Consider the following 18052-nt stretch of genomic DNA (forward strand, 5'->3'; position numbering starts at 1 on the left):
ACGTTACTATACAGAGTGTGGTAACAAGTAGTTAAGGGAGCTAAATTTTCATGCATGATTTTCACGTAGGTATTGAACACATAACGAGAGTCGAAGGACACGGAAATATAATAATCGACGTTAAGGAAGGAGAGATCAGAGAACTCCGGATGGATATCGTTGAGTCGCCGCGGTTTTTTGAGGCGATGGCGCTTGGCAGGTCTTATAAAGAAGTAGCACATATAACCTCACGCATCTGCGGCATTTGTGCTGTTACTCATACCACAACATCAATAAAGGCCATTGAATCCGCACTCGGTTTCAAACCATCGCAACATACAATACAGCTAAGGAAACTATTGCTTAATGCTGAATACATACAGAGCCATATTCTCCATGTTTATTTCCTGACAGCACCGGACTTCTTTAGAGTTGGCAGTGTATTTGGTATGGTAAAAGACAATAAAGAAGTTGTATTAAGAGGCATGCGAATTAAAACCATCGCAAATGAACTGTGTGCATTGGTCGGGGGCCGGCATATCCACCCTATTACGCTGAAAGTAGGCTGTTTCTCAAAAAGCCCTGATCTCAAATCTCTGGCCGAGTTTAAAAAGAAAATAGAGGGATCAAGGCAGGACATAGAAGAATCGATAGAATTCTTTAAAAACCTGGAGACACCTGAATATGAAAGAGAAACAGAGTATATTTCACTTACCAATCCTGACGAATATGCCCTTTATGACGGCAATATTAAATCCAGTGATAATAACGATGAAACAGAACCCGCGAACTATCTTGACAAAGTCAAAGAGTTTATAGTTCCGCACTCAACAGCAAAACACGCAAGGTCCAATAGAAAATCATATATGGTAGGAGCTCTTGCAAGAATTAACAACAACTATGAACAACTGCACCCAAAGGCCAAAGAAGCTGCTGAGGAGATGGGATTAAAACACCCCTGCTACAACCCTTATATGAATAATATTGCTCAGGTCGTAGAAACAGTACACTGTCTTGAAGACAGTGTCAGTATAATTGATGATCTTCTCTCAAGTAATCTGAAAGACGAGAAGGTAGAACTGGCAACTGAATCAGGGCATGGTGTAGGCGCTACAGAAGCACCCAGAGGTACATTGTACCATGAGCACAAAATAGATGATAATGGAAAGATTACCTATGCCAACTATATCATTCCAACCAGCCAGAACCTGGCAAATATAGAAAATGACTTAAGATCTCTTATTCCAAATATACTGGATCAGCCAAAGGATGATATAATTCTTGACATAGAGATGCTTGTAAGGGCTTATGACCCATGCATCTCATGTGCGACACATTTGATGAAGGTAAAATTTGTAAATGAATGATGAGAAGAGAATAGTAGTTATTGGAATAGGTAATCTATTACTCATGGATGAAGGTATCGGCATCCACACAATCAATGAATTAGAGAGATGTGTTCTTCACAGGAATGTCACAATATATGATGGAGGTACTGGAGGGTTCAAACTTATCGATCTCATGCAGGGAGCTGACAAAGTAATATTTATTGACGCAATTGAAACAGGCAAGTCTCCCGGGACTATTATCTCATTTAAATCAGAAGAGGTAAAATCACTCTACCGAAAGAAAAAATATTCGTTGCATGATACTGATATCCTGGAAGTAATAAAAATGACAGAATTCCTTGATAATCCCCCTGAAATACAAATAGTGGGTATTCAACCAAAGATAATTGATTACGGTACTATTCTTTCAAAAGAATTGTCTGATGCAATGCCTGATATAATTAATTCTGTACTTAAAGAAATTAAAGACGTTTGCCGTGCATCGTCTGTTTAGCAATTATCCTCCCATTCGAGAGGATTCCAGAGTATGTACTCCTCTCGAATGGGAGGAAGGAGCTGACATATATGAGAAATAAAAAAATACTGATAATTGATGATGATCCGGATATCGTTGAGGCGATGAGGATGCCCCTTGAGGCAAATGGTTATAACGTAATTTCTGCAAGTAGCGGTAAAGATGGACTGCAGAGAGCAAAAGAGGAAGTTCCTGATTTAATAATTCTTGACGTAATGATGGAGAACGATACAGCAGGGTTTCATGTGGCATATGAATTAAAGAGTGAAGAACCGGATTCCGAATATAAAGATTGCAGAAACATCCCGATACTGATGATAACTGCCATATCTCAAAAAAAGGGTATGAGCTTTTCACCTGACAATGATGATACCTTCTTGCCGGTTGATGGTTTTATCGAAAAGCCGGTCCAGCCAAAGGATCTGTTGGAACGAGCTGCAGAATATCTAGCAGTAAAAGAGTAGATTTGTCACGAGTTTACATTAAATCAGATTTATATATTCAGGGAGGCAAGTCTCCATGCCGCATAATATTCATTCACCGGAAAAATCCTCACAGGAAAAAGAGTTGGTTGAAAGCCTTTCAAGATTTATAAATCTTCGTTGGATTATGGCAGTTATGATATGCATCACCTCTGTATTTGCCAGATTTATCTTGAATATCAAACTGCCTCTTACATCAATACTCACTATTACGTTTTGCATTATGATGTTTACATTTGTCTGTTTCTATTTCCAGAAACAGGTAAAATCATATGAACGTTTTGCTAATATACAGATTTCTGTAGACTGGATAGCCCTGATATCCCTTGTACATTTCACAGGAGGTATTGAAAGCCCCGTAATCTTCTACTTTATATTTCATGTAATTATTGCGTCTATCCTGTTGTCAAAAAAGGAGTGCTATCTTCAGACTGGATTTGCAGTGTTATTAATAATCTCTCTTTCAATTCTGGAATATTTCCACATTCTCCCTCATATTCATATTAAAGAACTTTTCCCGGTTCCTGTTTATAATAATGGTCTTTATCTCCTGTCAGTAATATTCTTCAGTATTACGTCTTTATACATTTCCGCATACCTGGCAACATCTGTCAATAAGCGTCTAAGGAAGAGAGAGAATGAAATTATTTTCCTTAAAGATAGTATAACTGATGCATACAATAAGTTGGAACTGGTAGACAGAGAGAAGAGTGAATTCACATACAAAGTTACACACGAACTCAGATCTCCACTAAGCGCGATTCAGAGTCTATTAAAGTCAATCGAAGAGGGTTATGCCGGAGAGGTTCCACAAAAAGCCAGAGAGTTAATTGCCAGGTCTGAAAAAAGGACAGGTTTTCTATTAACGCTTGTTAATGATCTGCTTGATTTAGTTAGTGGGAAAAGAGAAAAACCGAGTGAAAAAGAGATAGGACCGGTAGATGTAAATGAGTCATTGCAGGGAACGCTCCATCTGATGCAGGAGAAGTCTAAGAATAAGGGTATAGAAATATCAATAAATTCCGATTTGAAACCTTCATACCTGAATGTAGACAGGGATGATCTGGATATTATCATGACAAATCTTATTGATAACGCAATAAAGTACACAGAAAGAGGAGGTAAAATAAATATTGACAGCAGAATGACAGGAAAAGAAATTATTGTTACAATATCTGATACTGGAATTGGCATACCTGAAGAGGACTTAGATAAGATCTTTGATGAGTTTTATAGAGCTGAAAATGCAAAGGATATTGAGCATGACGGTACGGGATTAGGACTTCCGATAGTCAATAGTCTTGTCAAAAGATATGGCGGCGATATTGATGCGCAGAGTACATTAGAAAAAGGAACAACCTTCACTGTTTCGTTTTCTGTTAATGATCAGCATTAGCACAGATATGCATATACTTAAGGAATATTATTACACTGCTATATTTAGTCAGTAGCGTCCGGTTAGGTTTTTACAAACACCGTTTTTTGTCATACCCGAATTCCTTTATCGGGTATCCAGGTGGTTCGTTCAATCTGGATTCCCGCTTAAAGCATACGGGAATGACAGTATTGGAGCAATAAATTGCTATAAACAAAAACCTAACCGGACGCTACTGATATTTAGTAAAGTTAATAAAATATTATTATAATCTATCTGCTTTTTATGGTATTGTAAGTTAAAATTAATTCTGATTAAAAAAAGTTATTTATTATCCATTACGCCATGACATATTTAATTACCGCAAAAGAAGTGGAGTCCGTGTTGACATATCCACTCTCCCTAAAAACAGTTGAGACCGCGTTCAAAGCTTTCGGCCAGGGCAAAACTTGCCAACCACCAAAATCATACCTGATATTCAAAGATGGTGACTTGCGCTCGATGCCGGCATACATTAACACTACAAGTATGAAGATAGCCGGAATTAAATCGGTTAATGTCCATCCTGATAATCACAATAAGTTTGGCTTACCAACAGTCATGGCTACTATTCTACTGACAGACCCAAAGAATGGGTTTAATATCGCAGTATTAGACGGTACGCACATTACAAACATGCGTACAGGCGCCTCAGGCGGTGTCGCTACAAAGTACCTATCTAGAAAGGACAGCAAAGTTATGGCCTTGATTGGTGCAGGAGCACAGGCTTATACTCAATTGCACCATATCATGCTAACAAGAAAACTTAAAGAAGTACGTGTATACTCACGTTCCAATGAGTCTATGGACAGGTTCTGTAAGAAGATGTCAAAGGTATACCCCAGGGTTTCATTTCTCACTGAGCCTGACGGCAAAAAAGCGTGCCGTGGAGCGGACATTGTTACTGCTACTACACCCGTGAGAAAACCGATTATCAGGAAATCATGGATTGGTCCGGGTACACACATTAATGGTATTGGCGCTGATGCCAAAGGAAAACAGGAACTGGAAACAGCCCTGACTAAATCCTGTAAGATTGTTATAGACGAATGGCAGCAGGCATCACACTCCGGAGAAATTAATGCTCCCATTTCCAGGGGCAAATTAAATAAAAAAGACATTTATGCAGAAATTGGAGAGATTATTGCCGGTAAGAAAAAAGGCAGAACATCAGATGATGAAATAACCTTATTTGATTCAACCGGATTAGCTATCCAGGATATTTCTACAGCGTACGTTGTGTATAATGCGCTTATGAAGAAACAGAAGAGACCAAAGAGTATTAATATGTTCTAAAAGAATATATTTTATTGGTAATAAACACATCAAGAATTGAAGAGAAGACAATGAATCACAAAAGAGTTCTCTTGTTTTATACTCCGGCTATTTTTTCAGCATTCCTGCTTCTCGGTATCTTATTTACAAATGAAACGGGAGCCTATAATAATGATTCTACCTTCGGTGGGGTAATTGCCGGAACTTATCTATTGACAGAGGCTGATGATGGAGGTTCCCGGTTTGTAACAATCACTTCGGATGGCTGCTGGTTTGGCATTCATTCATATCAGTTAGACAAGAAATTCAGCAACCAACAGGGTGTATGGAAGAAGACAGGAAAAAGAGAAATTACCGCCAGAACACTTAATTTTTCACTCCTGCAGGATGATGTCGGATCGTCGCGATTCACCTTCACCGTAGAGTTCGATAAAACATATCAGCGAGTATCCGGTGAGTTTTCCGGCAAGCTGTTCCCTGCCGGAGTAGACCCTCTTGACCCTTTAGCAATCCCGATCAAGACCTTTAGTAATACATTTGCCGGTAAGCGACTGATAATTACAGAGGACTGAACATTTAGAAAAAATTCATAAAACTACTTCCTCTTGATCAATAACACAGCGAAAGATAAGTGTAAAAACACAGACAAGTAAAATGCTGCTTTTTCCATACCACCCAGCATCTATTAAATCATGACAATCGTCTGAACACCCTTTTAACTTAACGATTACCGGCATAGCTGGGGGTTTTCTGTACCGATTAATTAATTAATTACAATAATACAAAAAAAATGTTATTCTTGAGAATGAATGGTACTATGTGAATATGTTTAAATTAAATTGATGTCATGTGTTACGCAATACCCGGAAACGTAAAGAATATTACAGGGAATCTGATTACTGTAGATTATTTTGGTGAGGAGAGGAAGGCCAGGAATGACTTCTATGACCTCCAGGTGGGTGATTATGTATACGCGCAAGGTGGATTTGTAGTAGAGAAAATAGATGAAAAACTTGCTGAGGAGATACTGGAGACATGGAAGGAGCTGTTCTTTGAGCTTAAGAAGACAGACGTACGGCTATCTAAACTGTATAATGACAAACCTGACCTGGATAAGGATTTTCTGAAGGTTATTGATAAAGCAACATATGGCAAATTAATATCTCGTAAAGAGGCGTTAAGATTACTTTTGTGCGAAGACCCAGATGAAATAGATCTGTTGCACAAATCAGCCAACTTTATACGTCAAAAGTTTTTGGACAATGCATGCTGTGTTCACGGGATTATTGAGTTTTCAAACACATGTGTTTGTAAATGTACATACTGCGGCATTAATTCTGAAAACTCGACACTTAAACGTTACAGCCTTGACACTGGAGAAATTCTTGAAGTAGTTGCGGACGCTGTAAAACGTTTTGGCTTTAAGGGACTCGTCTTGCAATCGGGTGAGGACACATCATATAGCTCGGACAAAATTCTCAAACTAATCAAAGATATCAGGAGAAACTTTCCAGTTTTTATATTCCTGAGTTTAGGAGAAAGAGAAGATAGATTTTATCGCGAGGCATTTGATGCAGGCGCAAAGGCCGCCCTGTTTAGATTTGAAACCTCTGACAGCACTCTCTATTCACAACTACACCCTCATTCATCTTTGAAGGAGAGGACCAGGTATCTTAAGCTGTTTAAAGATATAGGATACATTATTGCCAGTGGAAGCCTGATAGGTCTTCCCGGACAGAAGGCTGAGAGTGTTATTGATGATTTTATGTTTGCTAAGGAGCTGGGTTGTGATATGTACTCTTTTGGTCCATTTATACCACATCCTGATACACCGCTTTCCGACTATAATACGCCGGATACCGAATATATACTTAAGGCACTGTCTGTCTTACGGCTTATTGATCCATATGGAAAAATCCTTGTAACTACAGCCCTTGAGTCTATTAATCCACAGGCACGTCGACAAGCCCTGATGAGTGGCGCAAATTCAATCATGCTGAACCTTACACCAAAAGATTACGTTGGATTCTACGATATCTACCCCAACAGGGCAACAGTTGATGTATCAGTTGAGAAACAGATTGCAGACGCGCTTCAACTACTTAAAAGTATCGGGAGAGCCCCTACTGATTTGGGTATTTAGAGATATGACATACTTAGAAGATTTTTTTGCAGTGTGGATTAAGGTCCTCTGGCCGAGTCCACAAAAAACTCATATTTTAAAACTGAAAGAATAGATGTAGATGCGTTTCGATTAATCCACCATGCAATAGCGGCTAAGGATTCAGGTATATGAATAATTTTATTAATGAAGACAAAATATTTGATATTCTGGAACAGGCACAAAGCCCTTCCACCCAACGTGTTGAGACCATAATTAATAAGTCCTTAGAATTAAAAGGACTTGACCCTGTAGAGTCTGCCATCCTTCTCAATTGTGAAGAGAAGGTTATATTGGACAGAGTATTTGAAACTGCTAAACAGATTAAGGATTCAATATACGGAAATCGCCTTGTTTTATTCGCGCCTCTCTATCTATCTGACAGATGCGTTAATAACTGTCTCTATTGTGGTTTCCGCAGAGAAAACTTAAGAGCGGAAACCCGAATTTTAAATGTACACGAAATACGCGAGGAGACCAGGGCATTGATTTCACAGGGACACAAAAGACTCCTTATTGTTGCCGCAGAGGACACTGGCGTTAATATTGATTATTTACAAGACGCGATAAAAACCGTTTACGACACAAAGGAAGGTAACGGTGGCATAAGGAGGGTTAACATCAATGTGGCACCAATGGAAGTGATCGATTTTAAGAGACTTAAGAACACCGGCATAGGAACATATCAATCATTCCAGGAAACATATCACAGAGAGACATACAAACAAATGCACACATCCGGCCCAAAATCCGACTATTTAAAACGTCTTTACGCATGCGATCTTGCTCAGAGAGCCGGAATAGATGATATCGGAATAGGAGCGTTGTTTGGCCTGTACAACTTCAAATTTGAGGTGCTGGCACTGTTGTATCACGCTATGCATCTTGAAAAAGAATTCGGGGTAGGCCCTCATACTATTTCTGTTCCGAGAATCGAACCGGCAGACGGTTCTGACATAGCATCTTATCCCCCCTGCCCGGTATCAGATAGTGATCTTAAGAAGATAATTGCTGTCCTCCGTCTTGCAGTCCCCTATACCGGTATTATACTTTCTACACGAGAGAACGCAGTTTTACGAAATGAACTTATTTATCTTGGCGTGTCACAGATATCAGCCGGTTCAAAGACATTACCCGGCAGCTACAGCAGTAATAAAAAAGCAGATGGCCAATTCAGTATATCGGACGAACGGTCTCTATCGGATGTTATAGAAGAAATTGCAACCAGAGGGTTTATTCCAAGTTTCTGCACTTCCTGCTATCGTACCGGAAGGACCGGTGAAAGTTTCATGGACCTGGCCAAACCCGGAGAGATTAAAGATTTCTGCCAGCCTAATGCACTTCTTACATTTGAGGAATACCTTCTGGACTATAACCCGAAACTTGCCGGAAAAATGAAGGACCTCATATCCTCAGAGATCAGTAAAATTTCTGATCCAAAAGTCAGACAGATAGCATCAGGTAAGATGAAATCCCTCAAGCAGGGAAAAAGAGACCTCTATTTTTAGTATGTTTCACAAATCTGTCAATAAGAAAAACTGTAGTATGGATATCTCAAAGTATAATTATTACAAGAGATCAGGGCCTATATAATGTTAATTTGCAACTAACAAATTGATTTCATAATTTAAGAATTAAATAAAATAATGTTAAGACTTGGTAATATCAGCCTGGATGTACCATTTTATCAGGCACCTTTAAGCGGATACACAGACAGGGCTATGCGGGTATTGGCCCATAAGTATGGCGCACCGTTAACTTATACAGGCGTGATCCTCGCTAAAATAGCACTCCACAAAAAAGCCTTCAACAGACTGTTTTTCCAGCCCGGGGATGATGAAGGCCTGGTAGGAGCGCAGATACTCGGTGGAGACCCGGATGTAATGGCAGAAGCGGCCTCTGCATTTGTAAACGTCGGGTTTGGCCTGATCGATCTTAACTTTGCCTGCCCGGCCCCTAAAGTGCTCAGACGTCAAAGTGGTGGATATCTACTGAAAGATCCTGAAACTGCAATTAAGATTGTTCGATTTGTAAGAAGTTCAGTTTCCTGCCCTCTCACAATCAAACTTCGTGCAGGTTTTGACAAGAGCCAGGAATCAATGGATAAGTTCTGGCAGATATGCAAAGGTGCAATTGCTGAAGGAGTCGACGCTTTAGTCATCCACGGCAGGTCTGTCAAAGAGCTTTATCGTAACAAAGGAGACTGGGAAGTATTATCAGAAGCGAAAAGCCGGTTTCCTCAGACAACGATCATTGGAAGCGGAGACTTAATGGACGCGGAAACAATTGTCGAAAGGCTAAAGAGCAGTGGTCTTGATGGAGTGATCATAGCAAGAGGCGCTATCGGTAACCCCTGGATATTTAATGAAACACGCGCATTATGGAAAGGCAGGCCAAAGCCGGAAATACCGCAACTGACAGAGCAGGGAGAGGTGTACCTGAAACACTATGAAATGATAGCGGAAACCCGCCCGATGCTAAAGAGTGTAAGATATTTCCGCAAGTTCGCGGTTGGATACAGCAAACATCACCCACAGCGTAAATTAGTACAGGCAGATCTGATAGCAGCAAAGAGCAGGGATGAAATATACGCTGCTGTCAAGAAATGGTATGGGGTGGGGTAGAATTAAACGTATCTAAATTATCTAAAGTTAAAAGTGAGATAAAATTTCTGAATTCTGCAATCCATAAACTATTATTTAAATTCTACCCAACATTATTATATTCCCTTACCCGGAAACGAACACCCAGGTCTTCAGCTATCTTTCTGCACGCCTCAACGTCAATGCCGGGCATGCCCACTATTGAAACCATTACATCAGGTATGTGATCTCGTGCTTTTTTTATAAAGGATATCAGGGCAGGATATGCCTGACCGTCATATTCTGAATGACACAGCTTCTGATACTCTTCCTCAATATTGGTATTCAAACTGATACAAATTGTGTCTATTAACCCATTCAGCTCTTCACAGATAGATCTGCCGTTGATCAGATCTCCAAGGCCATTTGTATCCAGCCTCACTTTGGAACCCTTCTCTTTCAAATATCCGGCGATCTCCTTTAATACATCCAGACGTTCGGTGGATTCTCCAAAGCCACAGAACACCACCTCTTCATAACCTGAAGGGTCTCCAATAGCATCTTTCAAGGCATCAACCGTTGGCTCATTATCAGTACCAAGATAGTGGCCTTTTACATATGGAGCGGTCTCTCTGGAACAGAAGATACATTTGTTAGGACATCGGCTGGTAATATTCAGATAGAGAGAGTTTCTTATAACATATGCAATCTCCGGCTCTGCTTCACTGTGTCCAATACCAAACAGAGTCATTGCGTTGAGAGATGTAATTCTCTTAATATCCTCTTCAGACAATTTATATAATTCCGCAAGTACCGGAATGGTGCATTGAAGATAAGAGGGTTCGTTCCTTTTGCCTCTTTTCGGCTGTGGGGCCAGAAAGGGACAATCTGTTTCAAGAAGTAATTTCTCAACAGGGACAGCCTTTAACGCTTCTCTTAAATTTTCAGCTTTAGGAAAAGTTATTGGGCCGGCAAATGAAATGTAAAAACCGTGTTCAAGAAACTCCTTTGCGTCATCTTTACTGCCGGCAAAACAGTGGATTACGCCATTCACCCTGCCGCTATACTGACGAACAATTTCCAGGCAATCTTCACTCGCTTCTCTATTATGAATAATAACCGGCAGGTGATGCCTCTCCGCCAGTTCAATATGCTTAAGGAACAGACGCTGCTGATCTTCCTTCTTACTACGATCACGATAGTAGTCAAGGCCGGTCTCTCCAATAGCAACGACCTTGTCTTCCACAGCCAACGCTTCCAACCGCAACCAGTCATCTGTTGATACATTCGATGCCGCATTAGGATGTATGCCTACACTTGCATAGATATGATCATAATTTTTTGCCAGTTCAAGCGACTTTACACTTGTACCGACACTTGTTCCAACATTAATAATGTATTCAACACCAACTTCTTCCGCTCGCTTAATTACAACGTCAATATCATCTTTAAAATCCGGAAAATCCAGATGTGCATGTGTATCAATTATCATTTTAGCCTTTTTTTAAATTTATGTATGTGCTTGATTTAGTATCTGTTATGTCGCTATCACATTATTATGTAATAACTTATGATTTATGTTTTTTTCTGGTGATTCCTGTTGTGTCCTGCTGATTAATGTCGGTTTGACTACATTTTGACTACAATCTGACTACAGTGGAATTACAGAAAACCTCGTTTTGCTTTTTTATGTTTTTGCTTTATGTACTTGAAATCTGAAACATAGTATTAATTTTTATTATTACAAAAAAAAGAAGACATAAGCGGCAACTCATGCCTTCCGAATTGTTATTACCATTCACCAATGATAAAAAACAACACATATAGCTTAGTTAAAATTAATAATATATCAACTAAAAAACCAGTGTTGAGCACGCCCACCAAGCGAGCGTAAACACTGGTTTTTTTTGGTTTCATTTTGGCCTGTTTTCGAGCAAGAGCCTTAGACTTGATACTAAGAAGCAATTGGCACCCGATTTTTTAAGTTGTTGAAATAACAGTATTTACCATTTGGCTGTTTTTGGCTGTTTTGGAGGTGAAATTATGTGTAAATCCACAGTGAAGAATGAAAGGAAATCTCAAAGTACTCTATGAAATTTGGCCTTGATATTAAGGATGACAGGCTAAAAGAGATTATTGTTGATATGAAGGGAAAAAGAATGGTTTCAAAGTTTGGAAACTGCTTTGGACGTAAAAAAGAGGACGATACAGACGGTACAAGTAGCAATGAAATGGATCAATTCACACTGGAAGAGGAAGATCAATATGAGACATTAGGAACTATAGAAGAAGTCGTTCATATGAATTTTCAGAAGTCAGGTGTTAACAGTAAATTGGTCAGATATGCTCTTGAAGCCGTAAGGATTGGTTTAATCGAAATAGTATCTAATGAAATGATAATTCGTAAGTCTCAAGAGGCTTTTTTACATGTGGATTTGGTAACTACCTGATCCGGTTATTTTTTTTCAGTTTTATGAAAGGTGGTGTGTATGGATTTTACTGGAACGATATATAATGGAATGGTTGTAAGCGCTGTAAGTGCAGGAGAGAAAGGTGTTGGATTAAAGGTTATGAGTAATTGTTCACCGCAAAGCCGCAAAGAGCGCAAAGCTTGAAACCTGCCTGACACCGGTAAGGCAGGCAACCCTGCTCTAAGCAGGTGATGAACTTCGATTCCTGCCCGACATGTCGTTTGGCGGGGCAGCGCCTATGATTTCTTTTGACAACATTTCTTCTTTTAATACTTTAGATTTTCTTTGCGCTCTTGGCGGTTTAATGGAAAACTCAACAAATAAGAAAATCAGGGACTTAAATTCGTGAGGAAAATATAAAATGGCTATTCGATTAATTCAAGGCAAAATAGACTCCGGTAAGGCTTACTATGCAGTTAACCATGTATTAAAATCTTATTATACATGGTCTGATGAATTAGACTCCTGGGTTCCCGGGCTCCTAAAGCAAAACCCTTTTCCGCCTGCCTTGTGGAATCTGAAATTATTTCACTTGGGGTTCTTGGTGTCTGCGGGAGAATTAGTAAATTAATTTATTTGCGCTTACTTTCCATATTTGACAGTACATAATCTATATGATAAGATTTTAAATCTAAATTACACAAATATCTTAAAAAGGAATTTGCATGAAACTGCACGTAATAATTGACCAGGATGAAGCAGGCTATTATGTAGCAGATGTCCCGGCACTACCAGGCTGTTTTTCTCAAGGAAGAACTCATGAAGAAGCCGTTATCAACATTAAGGAGGCCATAGAAGGATGGCTTGAAGTAATGGAATCTAAACATTCCGTAGATTCCGCACGATTTGTTGAAGTGACGGTATAATGGGAGAAAAGCTATCACTTTGTTCAGGTTCTGAGGCTGTCCGAAAATTTCACAAAACTGGCTGGACTGTTGTCCGTCAAAAAGGCTCCCATGTAATGATGACAAAAATTGGTTATCAATGGACATGGTCTATTCCTCAACACAAAGAACTTGGCCCTGGGCTGCTGCGCAAATTGATTCGTCAGGCAGATCTGACAATAAAGGCATTTAATGATCTTTGAACACTTTGCAACCATTATTCATATCAGTAGTTTTCAATAATCAATTCATCTATTTCCACATAATCTATACATATATCCTGCTGCTTTCAATTTGAGAAAATGTTTATCAATTGACCAGATATAATCCTGGCTCCAGAGTGGCAACTATTTTCATCGTAAGTTTTATGATGTTAATGTGTTCCTTTTTCTTCCAGATGCATCGTCATTTGGGCTGTGATATCTATTTGATAACCCAGGACGTCCGTTGTCTGGCAAGAGAACTGCAACAGTTGGCTGAGTACGTAATAAAAGCGGTACGGGGTTCTAATTCTATTGGTAAGAGTTTTACCTATAAGTTTTATTCCGGTGATGAATGCTTTAAGACAAAAAGAATAAAACAGGATCAAAAGGTCTTTGGAATGTACCGTTCAATGATAATAGGTGAAGGTGAAGATTATTAAATCAGATATTAAAAATGTAAATGATGAGTTAAAGATTGAGAAATTGTAGACTTAATCCTTTTCCCCTAAATCTTCCAGAACAGTCATCCAGTTATTAAAGTGATGGCATTCAGAACGGATCGTATTAATACCTATACGATGTGCAATAGTTTAGCCATAAAAAACCTTGTTGTATCTAGGGAAAATATCAAGAAGGCGCTTTGATGGTGCTGTTTCAGGATTATCATTAATTTCTTCGGGAGAGGAGAAAGAATTTCTAATTCTATTAATCTCATTTTCCCGATTTTGTGCATTCAATGTTTTGGCGATTATGTGTGGAGCACTAAACAGGAGACCTTCGAATTCATGTAAAGATAAATATCCATGAAAACGACGATTATCAATATCCACTCTAAACTCATCTTCAATAAACCGTACTTTCTCCTGTGGTGTACCTCTTGCTTCACTGCGTCCTGGGAAATCATCGAGCAAACCATAAAGATCAATCATTGTTGTAACAAGTGCCGCACTGGTGTCATTAAGCAACCTTAGAATATCCCCACGGACCTTCTTATAAGATACAATTCCACCCTTAAATCCGAGCCACTCTTTACCCGTTTTGTTGAAACGATAGTTGGTATTAACGACACATTGTATTTTAGAAGATGTTCCTGAAGGACTCTTTTGACAAAAGCCTCTTCCGTCTGTCCTTCTAAGAGAACCAGGGCTTTCTTCATGATTTTATGGTCGTCCTCCTAACACGTTCTTCTCCCAAAGATCACCAAGCCCATATTCCTCAAGCCAGCCTGTCATATCCGGTCTATCGAGACGATCGAATACACTTTGTCCTTTCTCTCTATCAACAACAACAATATCTTCCGGTTCAAACTGGTTTACCAGTGTAACCGACTGAGTAGCAACTATGATTTGAGCACATTTCGAGGTTGATCGTAATAAATCGGCTAAAACGGTAATAGCGTAGGGGTGCAATCCTAATTCCGGTTCATCCAGTAATATGATAGACGGCAATTTTGATTCTGGCTGGAGTAAAAATGTTGCAAGACATATGAAACGTAAGGTCCCATCTGATAACGCTGATGCATTAAAATAATCATCACTTCCTTTTTCCTTCCACTCAATACGGATTTTATCCTCATTGAGTTGTGAAGGATGCAGATTAAAACGATCGAAAAAAGGAGCCACCATACGTACCGCATCCTGAATATTTTCAAAATGATCAGGATGTTTTTTTTCAAGCAGGTATAAAAAGGCTGCTAGATTTCTCGCATCAGGTTGCAATGTTGTATTGTCCGCAATATTACAGGTCTGTTTTACCTTGGCGCTATCACTGGTATCGTGAAAATGGTATAATCTCCAACTATTGAGATAATCTGAAACATACTGCGCTACACGTTTTTTGCTACCTGGAATTTCGGATTCCAAATGTCCACTTCCCATATTTTCATTATAAGGCTTGGAATAATGTTGTTTATCATGGAACCAGGTATTCTCATTACTGAAATAGAAATTGTCTTCAGGAGTTGGAGAAAAATTACATTCATAACCATTAACTCCATCTTCAAAAGACAACGTGAAGGACATCTCTTCTGAGGTCTTTCGACCAAAATAGAGTATGCTGTCCGCACCTCCGGATGCAGCGGTATAGTTTTGAAGATTTTCTTTAATTACCTGGTTTAGAAATTTAAAAACCCCTACAAAATTTGATTTTCCCGCTCCATTGGAACCGATAAGGATATTCAAGGATTTCAGGTCAGGATCTCTGAACTTCTGTCACGCAGATTGAGAAATTCGAGAACATAGGGGTCTTTTAAAACATCCTCCGGGCGTATCTGGAGCTGAGAGATGTTTGATTTTGCCTCTTCTTTCACAGGCTTTTTATCCTGACTGGAGAGTAAACGTTCATAATAGAGAGAATTAATCTGCCGTTCCAGGGCTCTTGTCGACCAATTGCAGTCTGCTGCTTCATTCATGTACCAGAGTCTGGCATCTTCATTCTCAACACGGATTAATAATTTATAATGAGTCCATGTCAATTCTTTCCGCAGTGCGATGACAATTCCTTGTGTGCTTGTAGACGGAGATTTCTCCTGTTTGTCAGAAAAGTGCCTCAACGAAGCACCTTTTTCGGGTTTTTCTGACCTGCCTGTGCGTTGCACGCAGACAGGTAATTGGCGCCTCACTGCGGCACCAATTGGAAACAAACAATAGAATTACCGCATTCTTTTCAGGTTACTGATGTCAAAACCTTTGCCAAGTTCTCTGGAAAGCCTGACGGAAAGTGTTTTTAATAATTTAGCGCCATATTCGGCTCTTTTTTCCCCTTTTTGCTCCTCTTCCACAATAAGACATCCGATATTCCAGTAGGCGTCAACCATTGCAGAGCTAACCACCCTGTTCACCTTTTTCCTGGCTTCATCTACGATACACTTTATCTTCTCATAGAGCCCTGTGCCGACAACTTCACTCATTCCACTTCCTCCCTGCCTGTTGAGTCTTATGCAAACGCATCTTTAACATTTTACACCTCTTTTAAGATACCTCTCATATCTTTATCCTTTGTATGATAAATGGCAATTACTCAGAATAAACCCTGTTATCTCTTCCCGGTTACAGCTTTTACTTCTGCCAGAAGGTCACTGAATCTGCCGTAATTTACCTTTACTCCGTCATCTAGATCAAGCGATATCTTTTTATCTGCATAGTGATGGATATTTTCATCAAAATTAAGGAGTTCCTCTTCTCCTGGCAGGTAAAGCATGTATTTTGCATCCTATCCGCCACATCCAATGTGGCGAATTTCAGGAGAACGTTCCGAGTACACCGTATAGAAATTCCTGAAATACCGATTATTGTAAATACACATATCTATCCTTAATCACTAATCAAGGTTTAACGTCCTGTTTGACGTCTACAACAATATCTTCCGGTTGAATCCAGACCATCTTATCTTTTTCCCATGATACAATAGTGTTTCCTGCCTTTTTATGCTGTAATAGAGCCTCTTTTACCGCTTGTTGTAAAGCCTCGTCTATTTCAGTGCCATTATGAAATAATTCATTGATATTTTTATTTGTTTTATTCATAATATTTCTTTCTCATTACATTCCACAAATCAAGATTATAAATATTTTCTTTAATATTTTCTCCCCCTCTGGCAATTAATACAGGTCCAGATTGAAATGAATTGTCATATACTCTCCATGTATCCGCCAGTGGCGTGTAAAGCCCGAAAAAGTTCCTCATGCCTTTCGTATATCTTCTTCTTATTATTTCTTCAGGCACATTATGCCCGCCCATACGAACTCTTTCAGCGACCCGTGCTATTGCAAACTCCTCACTTGGAAGCCAGAGAAATACAAGATGGCAAACATAGCCCTTCTTTCTAAGCTCCTCTAACCATGGGGCAAAGGTGCGGCTGGCCAATGTTGTTTCGAAGGCGAAATGCCTATACTCTTTTGCAAGAATATGTATCCGCTCCAGCATGACACGGCCGGCATGAAACGCAGCGCCTTCAGGATAAAAAGCAGAAAGCCCCTCAGCAATTGTATCAGCATTTACAAATTCAGTCACGCCAAGAGTGCCTTTGAGCAATGCCGGAGCAGTTGTCGATTTCCCCGCGCCGTTTGGCCCACCAATAACAATAACATGTGGTCGCTGTTCAGTCATTAGATATCACATCCTATTTTATTCACTGTTTCTTCCCGGTTACTGCCTTTACTTCTGCCAGAAGATCGCCGAATTTGCCGTAATTTACCTTTACCCCATCATCGAGGTCAAGCGATATCTTTTTATCCGCATAGTGATGGAGATTTTCATCGAATTTAAGGATCTCCTCTTTCTGCTTCCTGAGTCTTCCAATCTCTTTCTGGATCTTATTTGCTGCACTTGTGGATGCGGCATGATCCTTATCTTTCTCTAGATGTTCCATGCGTGTAGTTATCTTGCTCTGTAATGGCAAGTATTCTGTACGCATACGGGATAATGTGCTCCCATTATAGCGATGCAGATATACCAGGGCCTGAAATGCCTTTTCCTTCCCGCTGGTAAACAGCCAGTAGATAGGCCGTTTCTTGTAGGTTTTCAGATGATCCTTAAAGAATCCATTTACAAAATATCTACGAATAGAATCCCGTGATGATTCATTTGTTTTTCGCCCGATTGCATCTGCAATAAACTCCAGATTGTCTTCTAATGTATCTTTGTCCCATGTTGTCTCAATGAATCTGAAAAAACGGCAGGCCGCATCGTCATCAAACCACTCATGATCAGTGATTGGAATAATTCCACCATCATCTGCC

22 protein-coding genes and 2 pseudogenes are annotated in these 18052 nt (G+C 39.6%); 15 read left to right on the forward strand and 9 right to left on the reverse strand.

Annotated features, from left to right (window positions below; genetic code table 11):
• Positions 1–50 precede the first annotated feature (50 nt).
• The 9 genes from SCALIN_RS04030 (at position 51) to SCALIN_RS04070 (ending at position 9798) form a co-directional block, all read left to right on the forward strand.
• Positions 51–1346: a Ni/Fe hydrogenase subunit alpha gene (locus tag SCALIN_RS04030; protein ID WP_096892969.1), complete on the forward strand. Its 1296-nt coding sequence runs from the start codon at positions 51–53 to the stop codon at positions 1344–1346.
• Positions 1339–1821, forward strand: a complete 483-nt coding sequence (locus SCALIN_RS04035) for a HyaD/HybD family hydrogenase maturation endopeptidase (RefSeq protein WP_096892970.1) — start codon at positions 1339–1341, stop codon at positions 1819–1821. The genes SCALIN_RS04030 and SCALIN_RS04035 overlap by 8 nt, the downstream gene beginning before the upstream one ends.
• Before the next feature lie 71 nt (positions 1822–1892).
• Positions 1893–2306, forward strand: a complete 414-nt coding sequence (locus SCALIN_RS04040) for a response regulator transcription factor (protein WP_096892971.1) — start codon at positions 1893–1895, stop codon at positions 2304–2306.
• 55 nt (positions 2307–2361) lie between these two features.
• Complete coding sequence (locus tag SCALIN_RS04045) at positions 2362–3720, forward strand: sensor histidine kinase (protein WP_096892972.1); 1359 nt, start codon at positions 2362–2364, stop codon at positions 3718–3720.
• Positions 3721–4044: 324 nt separating this feature from the next.
• Positions 4045–5034, forward strand: a complete 990-nt coding sequence (locus tag SCALIN_RS04050; protein WP_096892973.1) for an ornithine cyclodeaminase family protein — start codon at positions 4045–4047, stop codon at positions 5032–5034.
• Between the two features lie 50 nt (positions 5035–5084).
• Positions 5085–5585 (forward strand): hypothetical protein, encoded by a 501-nt coding sequence (locus tag SCALIN_RS04055; protein ID WP_096892974.1) that lies wholly within the window; start codon positions 5085–5087, stop codon positions 5583–5585.
• A gap of 275 nt (positions 5586–5860) precedes the next feature.
• Entirely contained in the window at positions 5861–7156 is a 1296-nt protein-coding gene (gene hydE / locus SCALIN_RS04060; RefSeq protein ID WP_096892975.1) for a [FeFe] hydrogenase H-cluster radical SAM maturase HydE, read from the forward strand.
• A 149-nt stretch (positions 7157–7305) separates the two neighbouring features.
• Positions 7306–8682, forward strand: a complete 1377-nt coding sequence (gene hydG / locus SCALIN_RS04065) for a [FeFe] hydrogenase H-cluster radical SAM maturase HydG (protein ID WP_096892976.1) — start codon at positions 7306–7308, stop codon at positions 8680–8682.
• A 138-nt stretch (positions 8683–8820) separates the two neighbouring features.
• Entirely contained in the window at positions 8821–9798 is a 978-nt protein-coding gene (locus SCALIN_RS04070) for a tRNA dihydrouridine synthase (protein ID WP_096892977.1), read from the forward strand.
• 82 nt (positions 9799–9880) lie between these two features.
• Here SCALIN_RS04070 and SCALIN_RS04075 read toward each other — a convergent pair whose 3' ends face one another.
• Positions 9881–11248: a TatD family hydrolase gene (locus SCALIN_RS04075; protein WP_096892978.1), complete on the reverse strand. Its 1368-nt coding sequence runs from the start codon at positions 11246–11248 to the stop codon at positions 9881–9883.
• Positions 11249–11846: 598 nt separating this feature from the next.
• Here SCALIN_RS04075 and SCALIN_RS04080 point away from each other — a divergent pair.
• The 6 genes from SCALIN_RS04080 (at position 11847) to SCALIN_RS04100 (ending at position 13754) form a co-directional block, all read left to right on the forward strand.
• Positions 11847–12206: a hypothetical protein gene (locus tag SCALIN_RS04080; protein WP_096892979.1), complete on the forward strand. Its 360-nt coding sequence runs from the start codon at positions 11847–11849 to the stop codon at positions 12204–12206.
• A 39-nt stretch (positions 12207–12245) separates the two neighbouring features.
• The gene (locus SCALIN_RS23315; protein WP_261340986.1) at positions 12246–12371 is read left to right on the forward strand and encodes a hypothetical protein; all 126 of its coding nucleotides are present in this window, start codon (positions 12246–12248) and stop codon (positions 12369–12371) included.
• Between the two features lie 217 nt (positions 12372–12588).
• Entirely contained in the window at positions 12589–12798 is a 210-nt protein-coding gene (locus tag SCALIN_RS04085; protein ID WP_096892980.1) for a hypothetical protein, read from the forward strand.
• Between the two features lie 94 nt (positions 12799–12892).
• Positions 12893–13093: a type II toxin-antitoxin system HicB family antitoxin gene (locus SCALIN_RS04090; RefSeq protein WP_096892981.1), complete on the forward strand. Its 201-nt coding sequence runs from the start codon at positions 12893–12895 to the stop codon at positions 13091–13093.
• On the forward strand, positions 13093–13314 hold the full coding sequence (locus SCALIN_RS04095) for a type II toxin-antitoxin system HicA family toxin (protein ID WP_096892982.1): 222 nt from the start codon (positions 13093–13095) through the stop codon (positions 13312–13314). The genes SCALIN_RS04090 and SCALIN_RS04095 overlap by 1 nt, the downstream gene beginning before the upstream one ends.
• 110 nt (positions 13315–13424) lie before the next feature.
• Positions 13425–13754, forward strand: coding sequence for a zonular occludens toxin domain-containing protein (locus tag SCALIN_RS04100; RefSeq protein WP_096892983.1), 330 nt, complete (start codon positions 13425–13427; stop codon positions 13752–13754).
• Between the two features lie 150 nt (positions 13755–13904).
• Here the strand turns inward: SCALIN_RS04100 and SCALIN_RS04105 are convergent, their stop codons facing one another.
• The 8 genes and pseudogenes from SCALIN_RS04105 to SCALIN_RS22560 form a co-directional block, all read right to left on the reverse strand.
• Positions 13905–14318, reverse strand: coding sequence for a DUF4276 family protein (locus SCALIN_RS04105; RefSeq protein WP_230406555.1), 414 nt, complete (start codon positions 14316–14318; stop codon positions 13905–13907).
• Positions 14282–14470, reverse strand: a complete 189-nt coding sequence (locus SCALIN_RS23015) for a DUF4276 family protein (protein WP_230406550.1) — start codon at positions 14468–14470, stop codon at positions 14282–14284. The genes SCALIN_RS04105 and SCALIN_RS23015 overlap by 37 nt, the downstream gene beginning before the upstream one ends.
• Positions 14471–14474: 4 nt before the next feature.
• Positions 14475–15494 (reverse strand): AAA family ATPase, encoded by a 1020-nt coding sequence (locus tag SCALIN_RS04110; RefSeq protein WP_203415332.1) that lies wholly within the window; start codon positions 15492–15494, stop codon positions 14475–14477.
• A gap of 5 nt (positions 15495–15499) precedes the next feature.
• Positions 15500–16222: pseudogene (locus SCALIN_RS23320) on the reverse strand (DUF1016 N-terminal domain-containing protein).
• Positions 16223–16347: 125 nt separating this feature from the next.
• Positions 16348–16494 (reverse strand): annotated as a pseudogene (locus tag SCALIN_RS04125) (class I SAM-dependent DNA methyltransferase); the annotation flags it as partial.
• A gap of 142 nt (positions 16495–16636) precedes the next feature.
• Positions 16637–16837, reverse strand: a complete 201-nt coding sequence (locus SCALIN_RS04130; RefSeq protein ID WP_096892988.1) for a hypothetical protein — start codon at positions 16835–16837, stop codon at positions 16637–16639.
• On the reverse strand, positions 16830–17420 hold the full coding sequence (locus SCALIN_RS04135) for an ATPase (protein WP_096892989.1): 591 nt from the start codon (positions 17418–17420) through the stop codon (positions 16830–16832). Before SCALIN_RS04135 ends, SCALIN_RS04130 begins: the two co-directional genes overlap by 8 nt.
• A gap of 22 nt (positions 17421–17442) precedes the next feature.
• Positions 17443–17727 carry a hypothetical protein gene (locus SCALIN_RS22560; RefSeq protein WP_203415335.1) on the reverse strand — a complete coding sequence of 95 codons (285 nt, stop codon included), beginning with the start codon at positions 17725–17727 and terminating at the stop codon, positions 17443–17445.
• Between the last annotated feature and the right edge of the window lie 325 nt (positions 17728–18052).

It is taken from the genome of Candidatus Scalindua japonica, from assembly GCF_002443295.1.
Lineage (GTDB): Bacteria > Planctomycetota > Brocadiia > Brocadiales > Scalinduaceae > Scalindua > Scalindua japonica.

Bases quoted from the DNA above. Each gene is read 5' to 3' on its own strand.
- hydG (WP_096892976.1), top strand. From the start codon at position 7,306: ATGAATAATTTTATTAATGAAGACAAAATATTTGATATTCTGGAACAG.
- SCALIN_RS04040 (WP_096892971.1), top strand. From the start codon at position 1,893: ATGAGAAATAAAAAAATACTGATAATTGATGATGATCCGGATATCGTT.
- SCALIN_RS04090 (WP_096892981.1), top strand. From the start codon at position 12,893: ATGAAACTGCACGTAATAATTGACCAGGATGAAGCAGGCTATTATGTA.
- SCALIN_RS04050 (WP_096892973.1), top strand. From the start codon at position 4,045: ATGACATATTTAATTACCGCAAAAGAAGTGGAGTCCGTGTTGACATAT.
- SCALIN_RS04030 (WP_096892969.1), top strand. From the start codon at position 51: ATGCATGATTTTCACGTAGGTATTGAACACATAACGAGAGTCGAAGGA.
- SCALIN_RS22560 (WP_203415335.1), bottom strand. From the start codon at position 17,727: ATGCGTACAGAATACTTGCCATTACAGAGCAAGATAACTACACGCATG.
- SCALIN_RS04135 (WP_096892989.1), bottom strand. From the start codon at position 17,420: ATGACTGAACAGCGACCACATGTTATTGTTATTGGTGGGCCAAACGGC.
- SCALIN_RS04045 (WP_096892972.1), top strand. From the start codon at position 2,362: ATGCCGCATAATATTCATTCACCGGAAAAATCCTCACAGGAAAAAGAG.
- SCALIN_RS23315 (WP_261340986.1), top strand. From the start codon at position 12,246: ATGGATTTTACTGGAACGATATATAATGGAATGGTTGTAAGCGCTGTA.
- SCALIN_RS23015 (WP_230406550.1), bottom strand. From the start codon at position 14,470: ATGAAGAAAGCCCTGGTTCTCTTAGAAGGACAGACGGAAGAGGCTTTT.
- SCALIN_RS04095 (WP_096892982.1), top strand. From the start codon at position 13,093: ATGGGAGAAAAGCTATCACTTTGTTCAGGTTCTGAGGCTGTCCGAAAA.
- SCALIN_RS04075 (WP_096892978.1), bottom strand. From the start codon at position 11,248: ATGATAATTGATACACATGCACATCTGGATTTTCCGGATTTTAAAGAT.
- SCALIN_RS04035 (WP_096892970.1), top strand. From the start codon at position 1,339: ATGAATGATGAGAAGAGAATAGTAGTTATTGGAATAGGTAATCTATTA.
- SCALIN_RS04080 (WP_096892979.1), top strand. From the start codon at position 11,847: ATGAAATTTGGCCTTGATATTAAGGATGACAGGCTAAAAGAGATTATT.
- SCALIN_RS04085 (WP_096892980.1), top strand. From the start codon at position 12,589: ATGGCTATTCGATTAATTCAAGGCAAAATAGACTCCGGTAAGGCTTAC.
- SCALIN_RS04055 (WP_096892974.1), top strand. From the start codon at position 5,085: ATGAATCACAAAAGAGTTCTCTTGTTTTATACTCCGGCTATTTTTTCA.
- SCALIN_RS04130 (WP_096892988.1), bottom strand. From the start codon at position 16,837: ATGAATAAAACAAATAAAAATATCAATGAATTATTTCATAATGGCACT.
- SCALIN_RS04070 (WP_096892977.1), top strand. From the start codon at position 8,821: ATGTTAAGACTTGGTAATATCAGCCTGGATGTACCATTTTATCAGGCA.
- hydE (WP_096892975.1), top strand. From the start codon at position 5,861: ATGTGTTACGCAATACCCGGAAACGTAAAGAATATTACAGGGAATCTG.